This is a genomic window from Streptomyces sp. NPDC001020 (assembly GCF_053599115.1).
The window spans coordinates 1-16690 of sequence record NZ_JBSFLQ010000077.1 but is presented as its reverse complement, the minus strand read 5'-3'; the positions used below and the strand labels follow the sequence as shown (position 1 = coordinate 16690).

At 69.1% G+C, this 16690-nt stretch carries 14 protein-coding genes and 1 pseudogene; 8 read left to right on the top strand and 7 right to left on the bottom strand.

The features are described from left to right. Positions 1-355: 355 nt before the first annotated feature. A complete protein-coding gene (locus ACWDEX_RS36490) occupies positions 356-997 on the bottom strand; it encodes a DNA-3-methyladenine glycosylase (RefSeq protein ID WP_450468889.1) in 642 nt (213 codons plus the stop codon). A gap of 183 nt (positions 998-1180) precedes the next feature. Between ACWDEX_RS36490 and ACWDEX_RS36485 the strand changes: the two genes are divergently transcribed. From ACWDEX_RS36485 to ACWDEX_RS36475, 3 genes are all read left to right on the top strand, one after another. Beyond that, complete coding sequence (locus tag ACWDEX_RS36485; protein ID WP_450468887.1) at positions 1181-1966, top strand: sporulation protein; 786 nt, start codon at positions 1181-1183, stop codon at positions 1964-1966. 49 nt (positions 1967-2015) lie between these two features. After that, complete coding sequence (locus ACWDEX_RS36480; RefSeq protein WP_450468885.1) at positions 2016-2555, top strand: YbhB/YbcL family Raf kinase inhibitor-like protein; 540 nt, start codon at positions 2016-2018, stop codon at positions 2553-2555. 166 nt (positions 2556-2721) lie between these two features. Continuing rightward, on the top strand, positions 2722-3228 hold the full coding sequence (locus tag ACWDEX_RS36475) for an HNH endonuclease (RefSeq protein ID WP_450468883.1): 507 nt from the start codon (positions 2722-2724) through the stop codon (positions 3226-3228). A gap of 73 nt (positions 3229-3301) precedes the next feature. Here ACWDEX_RS36475 and ACWDEX_RS36470 read toward each other — a convergent pair whose 3' ends face one another. The 3 genes and pseudogenes from ACWDEX_RS36470 to ACWDEX_RS36460 form a co-directional block, all read right to left on the bottom strand. Further along, the gene (locus ACWDEX_RS36470; RefSeq protein ID WP_450468881.1) at positions 3302-4264 is read right to left on the bottom strand and encodes an SPFH domain-containing protein; all 963 of its coding nucleotides are present in this window, start codon (positions 4262-4264) and stop codon (positions 3302-3304) included. 129 nt (positions 4265-4393) lie between these two features. Further along, positions 4394-4822, bottom strand: a complete 429-nt coding sequence (locus ACWDEX_RS36465; protein ID WP_450468879.1) for an NfeD family protein — start codon at positions 4820-4822, stop codon at positions 4394-4396. Between the two features lie 430 nt (positions 4823-5252). Beyond that, a pseudogene (locus ACWDEX_RS36460) lies at positions 5253-5783 on the bottom strand (ABC transporter ATP-binding protein); the annotation flags it as partial. A 151-nt stretch (positions 5784-5934) separates the two neighbouring features. Between ACWDEX_RS36460 and ACWDEX_RS36455 the strand changes: the two are divergent. Then, positions 5935-6717: a hypothetical protein gene (locus tag ACWDEX_RS36455; protein WP_450468877.1), complete on the top strand. Its 783-nt coding sequence runs from the start codon at positions 5935-5937 to the stop codon at positions 6715-6717. A 103-nt stretch (positions 6718-6820) separates the two neighbouring features. Here the strand turns inward: ACWDEX_RS36455 and ACWDEX_RS36450 are convergent, their stop codons facing one another. Next, positions 6821-7462 carry a response regulator gene (locus ACWDEX_RS36450; RefSeq protein WP_450468875.1) on the bottom strand — a complete coding sequence of 214 codons (642 nt, stop codon included), beginning with the start codon at positions 7460-7462 and terminating at the stop codon, positions 6821-6823. Next, complete coding sequence (locus ACWDEX_RS36445; protein WP_450468873.1) at positions 7455-8600, bottom strand: GAF domain-containing sensor histidine kinase; 1146 nt, start codon at positions 8598-8600, stop codon at positions 7455-7457. Before ACWDEX_RS36445 ends, ACWDEX_RS36450 begins: the two co-directional genes overlap by 8 nt. Positions 8601-8789: 189 nt before the next feature. Here ACWDEX_RS36445 and ACWDEX_RS36440 point away from each other — a divergent pair, with 189 nt between their 5' ends. Beyond that, the gene (locus ACWDEX_RS36440) at positions 8790-9485 is read left to right on the top strand and encodes an SDR family NAD(P)-dependent oxidoreductase (RefSeq protein ID WP_450468871.1); all 696 of its coding nucleotides are present in this window, start codon (positions 8790-8792) and stop codon (positions 9483-9485) included. A gap of 339 nt (positions 9486-9824) precedes the next feature. Further along, positions 9825-10502 carry a transglycosylase SLT domain-containing protein gene (locus ACWDEX_RS36435; RefSeq protein ID WP_450468869.1) on the top strand — a complete coding sequence of 226 codons (678 nt, stop codon included), beginning with the start codon at positions 9825-9827 and terminating at the stop codon, positions 10500-10502. Between the two features lie 83 nt (positions 10503-10585). On the opposite strand, the gene ACWDEX_RS36430 is transcribed toward ACWDEX_RS36435, so the two are convergent. Next, complete coding sequence (locus tag ACWDEX_RS36430; protein ID WP_450468867.1) at positions 10586-13096, bottom strand: FHA domain-containing protein; 2511 nt, start codon at positions 13094-13096, stop codon at positions 10586-10588. Positions 13097-13337: 241 nt separating this feature from the next. Here ACWDEX_RS36430 and ACWDEX_RS36425 point away from each other — a divergent pair, with 241 nt between their 5' ends. Both ACWDEX_RS36425 and serB read left to right on the top strand, forming a co-directional pair. Then, positions 13338-15122 carry a streptophobe family protein gene (locus ACWDEX_RS36425; protein WP_450468865.1) on the top strand — a complete coding sequence of 595 codons (1785 nt, stop codon included), beginning with the start codon at positions 13338-13340 and terminating at the stop codon, positions 15120-15122. Positions 15123-15272: 150 nt separating this feature from the next. Further along, positions 15273-16484, top strand: a complete 1212-nt coding sequence (gene serB / locus ACWDEX_RS36420; RefSeq protein WP_450468863.1) for a phosphoserine phosphatase SerB — start codon at positions 15273-15275, stop codon at positions 16482-16484. Positions 16485-16690 lie beyond the last annotated feature (206 nt).

The following is a 16690-nucleotide window of genomic DNA, read 5'->3' as shown; positions in this document are numbered from 1 at the left end:
TCAGATCTTTTCTCGACCCGATTTCCTCGGTGCTTTCCAGGTTCCCGCTCTCGCGTTTCCCTTTCCGGCGGTTCTGACTCTATCAGATCCTTTCGACCCTGATTCCCTGTCAGTGGGTTTCGCCTTGAGCCCGAGAGACATTCGCCTCGCGGCCTTTCGACATTCACTACGTTAGTCGATTCCCAGTGCAACTCATAATCGAGTTCCACGAGCGCGAATTCGAGCATTCAGGCACGCCGAATTTGCCCTCGGTAAGGGATGTCGTAGGTAGTGGGGTGGCCGCTTCCGGCTGCTGGCGAAACGCCGTACCCGGTTCAAGCGGCTCGGGATACATTACGCACTCGTCAGGGGGTCGTCAACTTCGACGCCGCCGGGGCGTGTGGGCCCGGTAGGGGCTCACGGTGGGGTCGTTGTCGACCCAGAAGCGCCAGGGGTGGACGCCCCCGTCACCGGCCACGCCGGTACGAGGACCGTTGCGTACCTGCTCGGAGGGCACCGGCGCACCGGACAGGATGCGCAACGGGGTCTCTCCCGGGGCGCACGCGTCCGTGCCGTCGAGGGTGCGGTCCACATCCAGGGTCGTGGCCAGACGTGCCGGGCCTTTGGCCAGTTCCTTGTCGTTCCGGGCCGAGACCCGACGTTTGCGGGCGAGCTCGGCGCCTTCCACGATCTCGCCGGCGCGGAGCAATACGCCACTCGCCCTGCCTTCCGGACCACATACGAGATTCATGCAGTGCCACATCCCGTAGGTGAAGTAGACGTACACATGACCGGGCGGGCCGAACATCACCTCGTTGCGGGCCGTGCGGCCGCGAAAGGCGTGGGAGCCGGGATCGTTCGGACCGTCGTATGCCTCGACCTCTGTGAGGCGCAGTGCGATCGGACCGTCGGGGGTGGTACGGACGAGCAAGCGCCCCAGGAGGTCCGGTGCAACCTCCAGTACGGGGCGGTCGAAGAAAGTTCTGGGGAGGGGCGTACGGTCAGGCATCGCGGTCACGGCGTCCGAGCGTAGTCCAGATGGATGTGTCCCAGAGGTGTTCGAGTCTCCTCACCCTTGTAAAGGTGTGGGCGCGGAACCAACCCGGGGTCGGGACGCGTTTCCAGTGGCCAGGAAGCCACGTACGACAGCGCGCGCAAGCGGCAGGGCGACGGAACAGGCGTCGCCGGGGAGGGATGATTCATGGGGTTCAAGCGACTGCTCGCGAGCCTTGGAGCCGGCGGAGCTTCGGTCGAGACGGTGCTGACCGAGGCCAATGTCGTGCCGGGCGGTGTCGTCCAGGGTGAGGTGCGGATCCAGGGCGGATCCGTGAACCAGTCCATCGAGGGGCTGAACGTCGGCCTGCAGGCCAAGGTCGAGGTCGAGGGGCACGACGACACGGAGTACAAGCAGGACATCGAGTTCACGAAGGCGCGACTCGGTGGTGCCTTCGAGCTCCAGGCGGGGGCCGTGCACGCCGTACCGTTCGGGCTCGAGATCCCCTGGGAGACTCCCGTCACCATGATCGACGGGCAGTCGCTGCGCGGGATGCATATCGGAGTCACGACGGAACTGGAGATCGCGCGTGCCGTGGACTCAGGTGACCTGGACCCGATCAACGTGCACCCGCTGCCGGCGCAGAAGGCGATCCTGGACGCGTTCGTCCAGCTGGGCTTTCGCTTCAAGAGCGCGGACATGGAGCGCGGTCACATCCGGGGGACCCGGCAGCGGCTGCCTTTCTACCAGGAGATCGAGTTCTTCCCGCCGTCGCAGTATCACGGCCTGAACCAGGTCGAGTTGAGCTTCGTCGCGGACGAGCACGGGATGGACGTCGTCCTGGAGATGGACAAGAAGGCCGGCCTGTTCAGCGAGGGCAGCGACTCCTACCGCTGTTTCCAGGTCGGTATGCACGACTTCCACGGCACGGACTGGGCCGCGTATCTCCATCAGTGGCTGTCGGAGGTCGGCGGGAGGCGCAGTTGGTTCTAGGCTCTGGAACGACTGGAACCGGTTGATCCACCGACTTGGAGGTGCCGAGGTGACCGAGCTCAAGCGGCGGCCGCTGCCCCACGATTTCCATCCGCCCGTGCCGTCGTTCACCCTGACGAGCGAGGACGTCGAGCCGGATGCCAGGCTCAAGGACGCACAGGTCCACGCGGCCGGGAACGTCTCGCCTCAGCTGCGCTGGGAGGGCTTTCCGCCTGAGACCAAGAGCTTCGCCGTGACCTGCTACGACCCGGACGCCCCGACGGGCAGCGGGTTCTGGCACTGGGTCCTGTTCGACATCCCGGCCTCGGTCACCGAGCTGCCCGCGGGTGCCGGCAGCGGGAAGTTCGAAGGGCTGCCCAAGGGCGCCGTCCACGCGCGCAACGACTACGGGTCGAAGGACTTCGGGGGTGCCGCGCCGCCGCCCGGAGACGGGCCGCACCGGTATGTGTTCACGGTGTACGCGGTGGACCAGGAGAAGCTCGGCCCGGACTCGGACGCCTCCCCGGCGGTGGTCGGCTTCCATCTGCGATTCCACGCGCTGGCGCGTGCCCAGCTGATCGGTGAGTACGAGAATCCGGCCGCCGGCTGACGGACGCCCTCCGGCCACCGACGTTCACGGAACGTTTGCCCGCCTCTGGTCTTGGAAGTGATCGGAGGCGGGCATCTTTATTACGTTGTCCATCTCGGCGTGCCCGTCCAGAGTTGATCCAAGCCCGCCAGGGGGTGGGCAGAGGTGCACACGGGAGGTGGGCTGGATGCGTGACACGCTGGTTCTGAACGCGAGCTTCGAGCCGCTGTCGACGGTGACGTTGAACCGAGCCGTCGTTCTGGTGCTGCAGGACAAGGCCGTCGTCGAGCAGTCCCACCCCGAGCTCCGTATGCGGGGCGTCGAGGTGGACATACCGGCGCCCCGGGTGATCAGGCTCTGCAGGTATGTGCGGGTGCCCTTCCGAAGAAGGGCACCCTGGTCGAGGCGGGGTGTTCTGGTACGGGACCAGCACAGGTGTGCCTACTGCGGGCGGCGGGCGACGACCGTGGACCACGTGGTGCCGCGGTCGCAGGGAGGTGGCGACACCTGGCTGAACACGGTGGCCTCGTGCGCGGAGGACAACCACCGCAAGGCGAACCGTACGCCGGAGCAGGCGAACATGCCGATGCTGCGGCAGCCGTTCGAGCCGACGCCCGCGGACGCGATGCTGCTGGCGCTCGGGCACGACAGCGCCGGAGCGCTGCCGGAGTGGCTGACACAGTCCGCCGCCTAGGCCGACCAATACAACAAGGCTGGGGCCCTCCTCCGTCAGGAGGCGGGCCCCAGCGCCGTACCACTGCTTTCCGTCAGTCGATCGACGGCCTTTCGCGCCGCTCCGTGCCCCCGCCGCCCTTGTCGGAGGATCCGCTGGCGCCGCCGCCCGAACCGCCGCCGAGCGGGCCGAAGTTACCGATGGCGCCGGATAGGCCCTTGAGGGCGTCGCCGATCTCGCTGGGGACGATCCAGAGCTTGTTGGCATCGCCTTCGGCGATCTTCGGGAGCATCTGGAGGTACTGGTAGGAGAGCAGCTTCTGATCCGGGTCGCCGGCGTGGATGGACTCGAAGACCGTACGGATCGCCTGGGCCTCACCCTCTGCGCGCAGCGCGGCGGCCTTGGCCTCACCCTCGGCGCGCAGGATCTGGGACTGCTTCTCGCCCTCGGCGGTGAGGATGGCCGCCTGGCGCGTACCTTCGGCGGTGAGGATCGCCGCGCGCTTGTCACGGTCGGCGCGCATCTGCTTCTCCATCGAGTCCTGGATGGAGGTCGGGGGCTCGATGGCCTTCAGTTCGACTCGATTGACGCGGATGCCCCACTTGCCGGTGGCCTCGTCGAGGACGCCGCGCAGGGCCGCGTTGATCTCCTCGCGGGACGTGAGGGTGCGCTCCAGGTCCATGCCGCCGATGATGTTGCGCAGCGTGGTGACGGTGAGCTGCTCGATGGCCTGGATGTAGCTGGCGACCTCATAGGTCGCGGCCCGGGCGTCGGTCACCTGGTAGTAGATGACGGTGTCGATGTTGACGACCAGGTTGTCCTGGGTGATCACCGGCTGCGGCGGGAACGGCACGACCTGTTCACGCAGGTCGATGCGGTTGCGGATGGAGTCTATGAAGGGGACCACGATGTTCAGGCCCGCGTTCAGCGTCCGTGTGTAGCGGCCGAATCGCTCGACGATGGCCGCACTCGCCTGTGGGATGACCTGGATCGTCTTGATCAGGGCGATGAAGACCAACACCACCAGAATGATCAGGACGATGATGATGGGTGCCATCGTTCCCCGTACCCCTTCTCCGCCTCGGCGCCTGTGGAAGATCTTATGCTTGTTGAAGATCTTGCTGGTCGAGTCTGACAGACCGTCGCGTGCCCCGTGGGCTGTTCGGTTCAGTTGAGTCCTACGAGGTCACATGACGAGCGCGGTGGCCCCCTCGATGTCCACGACGTCCACCTCTTCACCGACTTCGTAGGCGCGCTCGGTGTTGAGGGCGCGTGCCGACCAGACTTCCCCGGCGAGTTTGATCCGGCCGCCGGTGCCATCGACACGTTCCAGGACCACTGCCTGTTTACCTCTCAACGCGTCGATGCCCGTGGGGAGTTGGGGAAGCTGGGTGCGATGCCGGGCCGCGACGGGCCGGACCACCGCGATGAGCGCGACGGAGACGACGGCGAAGACGACCACCTGGAGGACGGCACCGCCTCCGAGACCATCGACCACGGCGGCCGCCACGGCACCCACCGCGAGCATGCCCAGTTCCGGCAGCGCGGTGATCACTAGTCCTACGCCCAGCCCCGCCGCTCCGATCAGCCACCACACCCACGCATCGATGCTCACATCGTCATGGTAGGGCCGCGGTGGGATCGCGGACAGGGCACCGAAAGGGTCGGACGAGGGCGACCAGGTTTGCCGACGGGGATGTCAGCGGTGTGCCGACGGGTTCCCCGACGGCTCGTCCCATGGGTCTCGGGCCGTCTCGGGGCGCCCCTTCCGGTGCGTGTCAGGAAAGCGGCAGGCCCTGAGCCGTCCAGCGGTCGCCGACCTGTTCGACGACGAGCGGGAGGCCGAAGCAGAGGGAGAGGTTGCGGGAGGTGAGTTCGAGTTCCAGCGGGCCCGCCGCGAGCACCTTGCCCTGGCGGATCATCAGGACGTGAGTGAAGCCGGGGGCGATCTCCTCGACGTGGTGCGTGACCATGATCATGGAGGGGGCGATCGGGTCGCGGGCGAGACGGCCCAGGCGGCGAACGAGGTCCTCACGGCCACCGAGATCGAGGCCGGCGGCGGGCTCGTCGAGGAGCAGCAGCTCGGGGTCGGACATCAGCGCGCGGGCGATGAGAGTGCGCTTGCGCTCGCCCTCGGAGAGGGTGCCGAACATCCGGTCCAGGTACTCACTCATGCCGAGGCGGTCGAGGAAGGCGCGGGCGCGCTGCTCGTCGACGTCCTCGTACTCCTCCTGCCAGCCGGCCGTCATGCCGTACGCGGCGGTCAGCACGGTCTGCAGGACGGTCTGGCGCTTGGGGAGCTTCTCGGTCATGGCGATGCCGGCCACACCGATGCGCGGGCGCAGCTCGAAGACGTCGGTGCCGGGCTTGCCGAGGGTCTCGCCGAGGATGGTGGCGGTGCCCTTGGTGGGGAAGAGGTAGCTCGAGGCAACGTTCAGGAGAGTCGTCTTCCCGGCGCCGTTGGGACCGAGGATGACCCAGCGCTCACCCTCCTTCACCGACCAGGAGACCTGGTCCACCAGAGCGCGGCCCTCGCGGACCACGGATACGTCCTCCAGTTCCAGAACATCGCTCATGAGCGCGTCGTCTCCCCTTGCAGTGTGGCCAGTGTCGGCTCTCGCGTACGCCTGCGGGCGCGGTCCGCCACGCCGATGGGCGCAGCCCCCATGAAATCTACGCCACCGGCCGCCCTCTCCATTCCCTAGGTCAGGTCCTTAGGGTGGAGGCATGCTCTCGGAACCACGCTCAGGACGGCTGACCGCATGGGGAAATGCCCTTTTGGCCGGACTTGTCTCACCGGACGACGCCGCGTCGGCCATCGTGGGGGAAGACGCGGTGCACCGGGTCGAGGGGCTGCCGGATGAGTCGGCGCCCGTCGGTCTCACGCTGGCGCTGGGCCGGCTGCGCAGGCTGGGTGTGAGGGGCCTGCGCCTCGCGCTGCCCGCGCCGGGGCACCCCCTGGGACTGAGCGGACCGGCGGAGTTCAACGCGCGGGCGATCGATGCCGAGGAGGCGGTGGTCTGTCACGGGGCCGCGTTCGGGCTGGTGCCGCAGGTGCGCACGGCGGGGCCGGGGGGTGACGTACACGTCGAGGTCGTCTGGCACTGTCTGCCCGTGCGGGAGGCGCCACCCGCCGACGTGCCGTCGCTCGGAGAGGCCGAGCGGGAGCTCGCGGAGGCGCTGCGCGACGCGACGGAGCTGCTGTCACGGCTGGATGTGGCGGCGTCGGGACCGGCGGCGGAGGCCGCGATCGACGCGTACCGGGCACGGGCCGAAAAGGGGCGGGAGGTACTGGCTCCGGGGTACCCACCGCGGGCGGCACGGGTCTTGGAGCTGGCCCAGCGGGTCGGTCTGCTGATTTCGGTGGCGCATGAGAACGGGCACGGGGGTGCGGTGAGCGCCTCCGAGATGGTGGCGCGGAACCAGGCGCTGCGGCCGGTGGAACGGACGGCCCGGCGGGCTCAGGTCGCGGCGTACAACTCCGTCGTGGAGGCGCGGGAGATGCGGTGACCCGGGGCCCGGTGCGGCCGGACCCACTGTGGCACGCCCTCGAGAACGGCGGAGGCCTTCCGGGGACGCGCCGTACGCGGCCCGTATGCCGTATCCGCGGCGGTCAGCCGTTGACCCCATGACGCACGGCCCAGAGCGCGGCCTGCGTGCGGTCCGCGAGGTCGAGCTTCATCAGGATGTTCGAGACATGGGTCTTGACCGTCTTCTCCGACAGCACCAGCGCGCGGGCGATCTCCCGGTTCGACCGGCCGTCCGCGATCAGTCCCAGCACCTCGCGTTCCCGCTCGGTGAGCGAACCGCCCCTGCCCTGGCCTGAGTTGGTCTCCTCCTGGGACAACAGCGCGCTGGCGACCTCCGGTTGCAGGAGGACGTGCCCCGCGTGCACCGAACGGATGGCTCCGGCGAGCGCGTCGGGGTCCACGTCCTTGTAGACGTAACCGGCGGCGCCCGCGCGCAGGGCCGGGACCACTGTGCGCTGCTCGGTGAAGCTGGTGACGATCAGCACGCGCGCGGGGTGGTCGAGTTCGCGCAGCCTGCGCAGCGCGTCGACCCCGTCCATGCCAGGCATCTTGATGTCCATGAGGACGACGTCGGGATTCAGCTCCTGCGCGCGGGCGACCCCTTCGGCGCCGTCGGCGGCCTCTCCGACGACCTCGATGTCGTCCTGCACTTCGAGAAACGTACGCAGACCGCGGCGCACCACCTGGTGGTCGTCGACGAGCAGCACCTTGATTGGGTCAGCCACCGGGGACCTCCATCTCGATCGTGGTGCCCTTCCCGGGCGCCGATGTCACGGTCAGCGTGCCGCCGACCCCGCTCGCCCGGTCGCGCATGGAGACGAGCCCCAGATGGCGCCCCGCACTGCGTACCGCCATGGGTTCGAACCCGCCGCCGTCGTCCGTGACCCACAGGACGGCGCCCGGACCGCGCTTCGCCAGGGTCACGTCGACCCGCCCGGCTCCGGAGTGCCGCAGGGCGTTGTGCAGGGCCTCCTGGGCGACGCGCAGCAGTGCCTCCTCCTGGGCTGCGGGCAGTGCGCGGACGCCGCGGCTGGTGAAGGTCACCGCTGCGGTGTGGGCGCGGTCGAGGACCTGGACCTGAGTGCGCAGGGTGGCCACCAGTCCGTCCTCGTCGAGCGCCGCGGGGCGCAACTCGACGACAGCGGTGCGCAGTTCGTCGGCGGCCTCCGCAGCGAGCGCGGCCACCTGCTGCAACTCGCCCTTGGCACGGCTCGGGTCACGGTCCACCAGGGCGGCCGCCGCCTGGGCGGTGAGGCGCAGGGAGAAGAGCTTCTGGTTGACCGCGTCGTGCAGCTCGTGCGCCAGCCGGGAGCGCTCCTCGGCGATGGTCAGCTCGCGGCTGCGCTCGTACAGCCGGGCGTTGGTGAGGGCGATCGCGGCGTGCTGGGCGAGGATCGACAGCAGTTCCTCGTCCTCCTCCGTGAAACCACAGCTGCCCTCGGGTTTCGGACAGCGCTTGTTCGCCAGGAACAGCGTGCCGATGACCTCGTCGCCGTCGCGGACGGGCAGGCCGAGGAAGTCCGACATCTCGGGGTGCGTACTCGGCCAGCCCCCGAAGCGGTGGTCCTTGCGGACATCGGCGAGCCGCTCCGGCTTCGCCTCGCGCAGCATCGCGGCCAGGATGCCGTGCTGGCGCGGCAGCGGGCCGATGGCCTTCCACTGCTCGTCGGTGACACCGTCCACCACGAACTGGGCGAAGCCCCCGTGGTCGTCCGGGACGCCCAGCGCCGCGTACTCCGCGTCGAGCAGCTCTCGGGCGGAGGCGACGATCGTCTTGAGGACGTCGCGCACCTCCAGGTGTCTGCTCATGGCCAGCAGCGCGGAGCTCACCGCGTACAGGCCCGACCGGGGTCCATGGCTCATGACCTCACCGTACCGGTGAGGTGTGACAGTGCGTATCCGACCCGTGGCGGCCTCCGCTGGGCCCTTGGCCCTAGGACGAAGGACCCTTGCTTCCCGCGGCCTGTGCCCGAGGCGGCCGACGGGGTCCCGCTCCTACGTTGAGGCCACCGCCGATCCGGCGGCGCCGAACAAGGGACGAGGGACGTAGTCATGCCGGTTGCGATCATCACGGGGGCCTCGAAAGGTCTGGGGCGGGTACTGGGGGCGGCCCTGGCGGAGCGCGGCTGGGATCTGGTGCTGGACGCCAGGACCGCGCCGGTCCTCGCCGGGACAGCGGAGTTCCTGTCCGCCTACGGAACGCGCGTGGAGGCCCTGCCCGGGGACGTCACGGACGCCGGGCACCGGGCCGCACTGGTGGCGACGGCCCGGAAGCTGGGCGGGCTCGACCTGCTGGTGAACAACGCGGGTGTGCTGAGCGCCGAGCCGCTGGTGCGGCTGGAAGGCCAGACGCTGGATGGTCTGCGCAGGGCACTGGAGGTGAACGTGGTGGCCGCGCTGGGCCTCACCCAGGAGGCGCTGCCGCTGCTGCGCTCCTCGGACGCGGGCACGGTGATCATGATCAGCTCGGAAGCGGCGGCCGAGGCGTACAAGACGTGGGGCGGGTACGGAGCATCGAAGGCGGCTCTCGATCATCTGGCGGCGGTGCTCGGCGAGGAGGAGCCCGGTCTGCGGGTGTGGGCGGTCGACCCGGGGGACATGGACACGGATCTGTACGCGGCGGCCGTGCCCGTCGACGACGGATCGCGGCCGGCGCCGGAGAGCGTGGTGCCCGCGTTCCTGAGGCTGCTGGACGAGCGCCCGGCGAGCGGCCGCTACGGCGCTCCCTCGCTCATCATGCTGCCCTGAAAAGCCCATCACACAGAGAATTGCTCTCGCAACTCCACGTAAGACCTCGACTCTGCGGATGTGAGCCCGCGCATAGGGTGCACGTCACGTACGAAGCCACATAGGAGACACAAAGGGCCTTTCCAGCGGGACAGATGCTCCTATCTGTCCCGTTTTGCCCATACCGCCTCCACTACCCGGGATCGTACGTCACACCTTTGCATGGCGATTTTGCGGTCGCTAAGAATGGCTCACGTCGCTCGGCGCAGTGGTGAACATCCGCGGCGCTTGTGCTGGAACATCCAATGTCCCCGCCGGTACGAGAGCGGCCTCCGCGCAAACGAAGAGGTCTATCCCGTAATGCTGAAGAACATCAACCTCCGTGGTCGTAGTCGTACGCTGACCAAGGCCCAGAAGCTGACCGCCACCGGTGTGGCCGCCCTGAGCGTCGCCGGCGTCGCGTTCACCGCAGTTCCGAGCCAGGCCCAGACCCCCCAGACCACGCAGGCTGCCGCCGCGGAGGCCCCGGCGACGTTCAGCAACCAGCCGATCAAGGGTGTCAAGGCCAGCGTCACCGACCAGAACGCCGGCGCCAGCCTGAAGGCCGAGGCCATCGCGGCCAAGCAGAAGGCCGCCGCGAAGGAGCGCACCGCTCAGAAGACCGCGAGCCGTTCCACGCAGCGCGTCGAGCTCCAGCCGGTCGCCGCCAAGACCTACTCCAACAACCTCGACGGCTGGATCCGCCAGTCCCTCGACATCATGAAGGAGAGGGGCATCCCGGGCTCGTACCACGGCCTGCACAAGAACATCATTCGGGAGTCCTCGGGCAACCCGATGGCCATCAACAACTGGGACATCAACGCCCGCAACGGCATCCCGTCCAAGGGCCTGCTCCAGGTCATCCAGCCGACCTTCAACGCCTACCACGTGGCCGGCACCTCGAAGAACATCTACGACCCGGTCGCGAACATCACCGCCGCCGCCAACTACGCGGCGCACCGGTACGGTTCCATCGACAACGTCAACAGCGCGTACTGAGGCAGGCGCGGGCCTCTGGTCGTACACGCCGAAAGGGCGGCACCCCATGCGGGGTGCCGCCCTTCGCGCATGTACCGAACCGGCTACTTCCGCATGACCTCGGGTTCGTGGCGCCGCAGGAAGCGCGCCACCAGGAAGCCGCAGACCACGCCGAGGGCGATCAGGGCGACCATGTCCAGGCCCCAGGCCGATGCCGTGTGGTCCCACAGCGGATCCGTGTTGGTGGGGTCGTCCGTGTTCGGGGCGATGTTGTTGAAGTCCAGCGTCGCACCGGCGGCGGCGACCGCCCAGCGGGACGGCATCAGATACGAGAACTCGTTGACGCCGACCGTGCCGTGCAGAGTGAAGAGACAGCCGGTGAAGACCACCTGGATGATCGCGAACATGACCAGCAGCGGCATGGTCTTCTCGGCGGTCTTCACCAGCGCGGAGATGACCAGGCCGAACATCATCGAGGTGAAGCCGAGTGCCATGACCGGCAGACACAGCTCGAAGAGGGTGGCGTTGCCCAGGACGACGCCTTCCTGAGGGATCTCACGGCTGGAGAAGCCGATCAGGCCGACCATGAGGCCCTGCAGCACGGTGACGGCGCCGAGGACGATCACCTTCGACATCAGGTAGGCGGAACGGGACAGGCCGGTGGCGCGCTCCCGCTCGTAGATGACCCGTTCCTTGATCAGCTCGCGGACGGAGTTGGCGGCACCCGCGAAGCAGGCGCCGACCGCGAGGATGAGCAGGACCGTGGTGGCCGTGCCGTTCGGGACGTGTATGCCGGTCTTCGGGTTGATCGGGTTGACCAGCAGGCCTCGGTTGTGGTCGATGAGCAGGCTCACCGCGCCGAGCACCGCCGGCAGGATCACCGTCAGCGCCAGGAAGCCCTTGTCGGAGCCGATGACCGAGACGTACCGCCGGATCAGGGTGCCGAGCTGGGAGAACCAGCCCTGTGGTTTGGGCGGCTTGATCGCCTGCTGCGGCGCCATGTCGATGGACTGCGGGGCGACCGCGTCGATGTCCGCGGCGTACATCTGGTAGTGCTGCGAGCCCTTCCAGCGGCCCGCCCAGTCGTAGTCGCGGTAGTTCTCGAAGGCGGAGAAGACATCGGCCCAGGTCTCGTAGCCGAAGAAGTTCAGCGCCTCCTCCGGCGGTCCGAAGTAGGCGACGGCCCCGCCGGGCGCCATCACCAGCAGCTTGTCGCACAGCGCAAGCTCCGCCACGGAGTGAGTGACGACGAGGACCGTACGACCGTCGTCGGCGAGGCCGCGCAGCAGCTGCATGACGTCGCGGTCCATGCCCGGGTCGAGACCGGAGGTCGGCTCGTCCAGGAAGATCAGCGACGGCTTGGTGAGCAGCTCCAGAGCCACCGAGACGCGCTTGCGCTGACCACCGGAGAGGGAGGTGACCTTCTTCTCCCTGTGGATGTCCAGCTTCAGCTCGCGCAGCACCTCGTCGATACGGGCATCGCGCTCGGCGGCCGTGGTGTCGGCGGGGAAGCGCAGCTTGGCCGCGTACTTGAGGGCCTTCTTGACCGTCAGTTCCTTGTGCAGGATGTCGTCCTGCGGGACCAGGCCGATGCGCTGGCGCAGTTCGGCGAACTGCTTGTAGAGGTTCCGGTTGTCGTAGAGGACGTCGCCCTGGTTGGCGGGGCGGTATCCCGTGAGCGCCTTCAGCAGGGTCGACTTGCCGGAGCCGGACGGGCCGATCACCGCGATCAGCGACTTCTCGGGAACGCCGAAGGAGACGTCCTTGAGGATCTGCTTGCCGCCGTCGACCGTGACGGTGAGATGGCGGGCGGAGAAGGAGACCTCACCGGTGTCGACGAACTCCTCGAGCCGGTCGCCGACCAGACGGAACGTCGAGTGACCCACACCGACGATGTCGTTCGGGCCGAGCAGCGCCGAGCCGCCCTTGCCGATCGGCATACCGTTGACGAACGTGCCGTTGTGCGAGCCCAGGTCACGGATCTCGAAACGACCGTCGGGCGTGGCATGGAACTCGGCGTGGTGGCGGGAGACCTGGAGGTCGGAGACGACCAGTTCGTTCTCCAGCGCACGGCCGATGCGCATCACTCGGCCGAGGGCGAGCTGGTGGAACGTGGTCGGGCTGCGGTCACCGTAGACCGGCGACGCTCCCGCGCCACCGCCGGCGCCCTGCTGCTGCGGAATCTTCCCAGCGGCCTGCTGCGGCTGCTGCCAGCTCTGCTGAGGAGCCTGCTGCTGCGGCGCCTGCTGCGGCCATCCGGCGTTCGCGCCCTGGGCCGCGTACGGCTGCTGCTGAGGCTGGGCCTGTGGGGCGGCGGCGGACACGGTGCCGGACACGTTCAGGCGCGGCCCGTCGGTCGCGTTGCCCAGATGCACGGCCGAGCCGGGCCCGATCTCCAACTGGTTGACCCGCTGGCCCTGTACGAACGTGCCGTTGGTACTGCCGTGATCCTCGATCACCCAACTACGGCCGTTCCAGCTGATCGTGGCGTGACGCCAGGACACCCTGGCGTCGTCGAGCACAATGTCCCCCTGCGGATCACGTCCGAGGGTGTGTGGCCTGGACGCATCGAGCGTCCAGGTACGTCCGTTCAATTCCAGTACGAGTTCCGGCACTCCATGCCCCACTGAGTTGTCCCCCGAGTTACCCCCGTCACAGGGAGTCTAGGGATGTCGAACATCGTGGGGAACTATTTCAGGCTCAGCCCTCTGACCGAAAGTCGGGCCTTGTGAAGAGTGGGCCCTACGCGCTGGGCAGCGTCCCGTTGACGGAGGTGAAACCGGCCCGGAGAGTGGTAATTCCCCGCGAGGGGGACACCCACGGTGGAACGCCGCGGCGCGGATCGGGGGACTGACGATGGGCATCGGGACCGCGGAAGACGGCAGGAGGCTGCCATGGACGGATGTGCTGCTGTCCGCCATCACCTCCGTGAGCTGGGCGTTGGTCGGAATGGCGGGGACGGCCGCGCTCGGGCTGCATCTGCTCCAGGCTGATGCGGCGGGCTCGCTCGGGCCGATGATCGCGGCGGTGGTGGCACTTGGGGCGGGTGGGTCGGTCACTCCGTCCGGGGACGTGTCGGCGTTCGGTCTGAAAGGGGCCGAGGCGACGACCGCCATACAGATCACGCCACTGGGCGTGAGTCTGGTGGGCGCGCTCCTGCTTGGCTGGTTCTTCCTGCGATCCGTCCGTGCGGCGGGAGTTGCCGTCACGCCCGCCGAACTCCTCGCGCGCGCGGGCGCGGTGGTCGCGCTGTTCGTGGCGGTGCTGGGCTCTCTCGCCTGGGCCGGCCACGACATCGTCACCATCGACGGGGGCTCGCTGGGGCTCAGCAGGCTGCCGGGCGGGGGCGGCAGCGGGGGCGTCGACATCCCCGGGCTCGGGAACCTCGGCGGGCTGCTGCCGAGCCGTATCGGCGACCTCATCCACGCGAAGGCCGCGGTCGGCTTCACCGTCGACACGGTGCCCACCCTGCTGGGCGGCGCCACGTGGGCGGCCGGCGTCCTGGTGATCGCGCTGCTCGCGTCCCGGCGCACGCCCCTGCCGCGTGGCTGGGAAGCGGTACACCGGGTGGTGCGTCCGGCCGTGTCCGCGCTGGTGACCGTGTTGCTGGTGGCGGTGGTCGCGGGGCTCGCGGCGGCGGCGTACGCGGCGATCGGCGACGACCATCCGGCGCGGATCGCGGGAGCGGCACTGGTCGGCGCGCCCAACGGGGTGTGGCTGGGTGTCCCGCTCGGCCTGTTCGTACCGTGGGACGGCAAGGCCACGGGTGAGCTGGCGAAGGTGCTGCCGGACCCGCTGCAGCGGCTGCTGGGTGGGGGGACCGACCAGTCGGTCACGCTGAGGCGTCTGGCGGAGCTGGACGGCAAGGTGTGGCTGCTGGCGGTCGCCGCGGCCCTCATGATGCTCTTGGCGGGAGTCCTGACCGCGGCGCGTACGCCTCTTGTACGAGCGCGGGATGCCGCGAGTGTCCCGGGCGCGATTCCTTCGGTCGTACGGGGCCCGGGTCCTCTGGGCTTCGCGGGGCGCTGTGCGCTGCGGCTCGCAATCGTGACGGCGGCGGCACTGCCGCTGCTGGCCTGGCTGACGGACGTGTCGGCGGACGCCTCGCTGTCCGTGTTCGGCTTCGACGCGTTCGGCGCGGGAATCGGACTGCACGGGCACCTCGCCGTGGCGCTGCTCCTGGGTGCGGCGTGGGGCGCGGGAGCCGGGGCGGCGGGGGCGTTGCTGGCGTATGCCACGGGGGCTGCGGGGAGTCGCGCGGCACCGCTCGCCCGGAGCGGCGCGGGGTTGTCGGCGTCCGCGGCACCGGCGTACGAGCCGACGCCCCGGGACGGGGGGCCCTACGTGCCGAGCAGTCCGTACCGCCCGCCGAACCCGGACACGAACCCGTACCTACGGCTGCCGAAGGAGCTGCGCGAGCCGGACACCCGGCCGCGAGAGCGCCCCGGGGAGGTGCCACCCAGGGCGCCCTCGGACCCGGGGGCGCCGCCCACGCCCGGTGGTGTGTACGACGCCCCCACGATGACCGGGCGGATCGAGCCGCCCGCCCGGCCGCCGAAGCGACCCCGAGGGACTTCTTCGTTCCCGGACCAGGGCAGGCCCCCGCCTCCTCCCCCGCCCAAGCGGCCGCGACGCGACTGACAGGGCCGGTCCCCCACGCCGTCGCGCCCGTACCTCACACCGTCGTCGGTGGCGCAGGCGCGTGTCATCTGTTCTTCGTGCACTGTTTCCTGTCCGCTGTACGGACCGGACACGCGGAAGGCACTCGGTGCCGGATACGGTGGGAGCACCATGAGTGCTTCGCAGACCACCGACGCCCCCACTCTCCTTGTCAAGATCTTCGGCAAGGACCGGCCCGGCCTGACCGCCGGCCTGTTCGAGACCCTGGCCGGCTACGGCGTCGACGTGGTCGACATCGAGCAGGTCGTCACCCGGGGCCGGATGGTCCTCTGCGCCCTCGTGACCGTGCCCCCGTCCGGGCTGGAGGGTGATCTGCGGGCCACCGTCCACAGCTGGGCGGAATCCGTGAACATGCAGGCGGAGATCATCTCCGGCCTCGGCGACAACCGTCCGCGCGGTCTGGGACGGTCACTGGTCACCGTCCTCGGCCACCCGCTCACCGCCGAGTCGACGGCCGCGATAGCCGCCCGCATCACCGCGACCGGCGGCAACATCGACCGTATCTTCCGGCTCGCCAAGTACCCCGTGACGGCCGTCGAGTTCGCCGTGTCCGGCGTGGAGACCGAGCCTCTGCGCACGGCGCTGGTCACCGACGCCGCGGCACTCGGTGTCGACATCGCCGTCGTCGCGGCCGGACTGCACCGGCGAGCCCAGCGCCTCGTCGTCATGGATGTGGACTCGACACTCATCCAGGACGAGGTCATCGAACTGTTCGCCGCGCACGCCGGCTGCGAGGCGGAGGTCGCCGAGGTGACGGCGGCCGCCATGCGTGGCGAGCTGGACTTCGAACAGTCGCTGCACGCGCGCGTGGGGCTGCTCGAGGGGCTCGACGCGTCGGTGGTGGACAAGGTGCGCGCCGAGGTCCGGCTCACTCCGGGCGCGCGCACCCTGATCCGTACGCTCAAGCGGCTCGGCTACCAAGTCGGTGTCGTCTCCGGCGGGTTCACCCAGGTGACGGACGATCTGAAGGAACGGCTCGGGCTCGACTTCGCCCAGGCCAACACCCTGGAGATAGTCGACGGGAAGCTGACCGGCAAGGTCGTCGGCGAGATCGTGGACCGTGCGGGCAAGGCGCGGCTGCTGCGCCGGTTCGCAGCCGAGGCGGGGGTGCCGCTGGCGCAGACCGTGGCGATCGGAGACGGCGCCAATGATCTGGACATGCTGAACGCGGCCGGCCTGGGCGTCGCCTTCAACGCCAAGCCGGTCGTACGCGAGGCCGCGCACACCGCGGTGAACTTCCCCTTCCTGGACACCGTCCTCTATCTGCTCGGCGTCACCCGCGAAGAGGTCGAGGCGGCGGACATGCACGAAGAAACCCCCTGAGGGGCACTCCCCTGCGCCGGCGGGTGTGTCCGTACGGGCGTGTCGACGGGGCCCGGCACCATGGTGGTGTCGGACCCCGTCCCGTTCCGCGCGGGTTACGACCTGGGGGGCAATAGGGAGCGGGTGAAGGAGCGGCGTCCGGTGCGGTCGATCGCAAGGCGCCGGAAGGTCCTCGTAGCGGAGCTACTAGGACATTTCGGCAACGC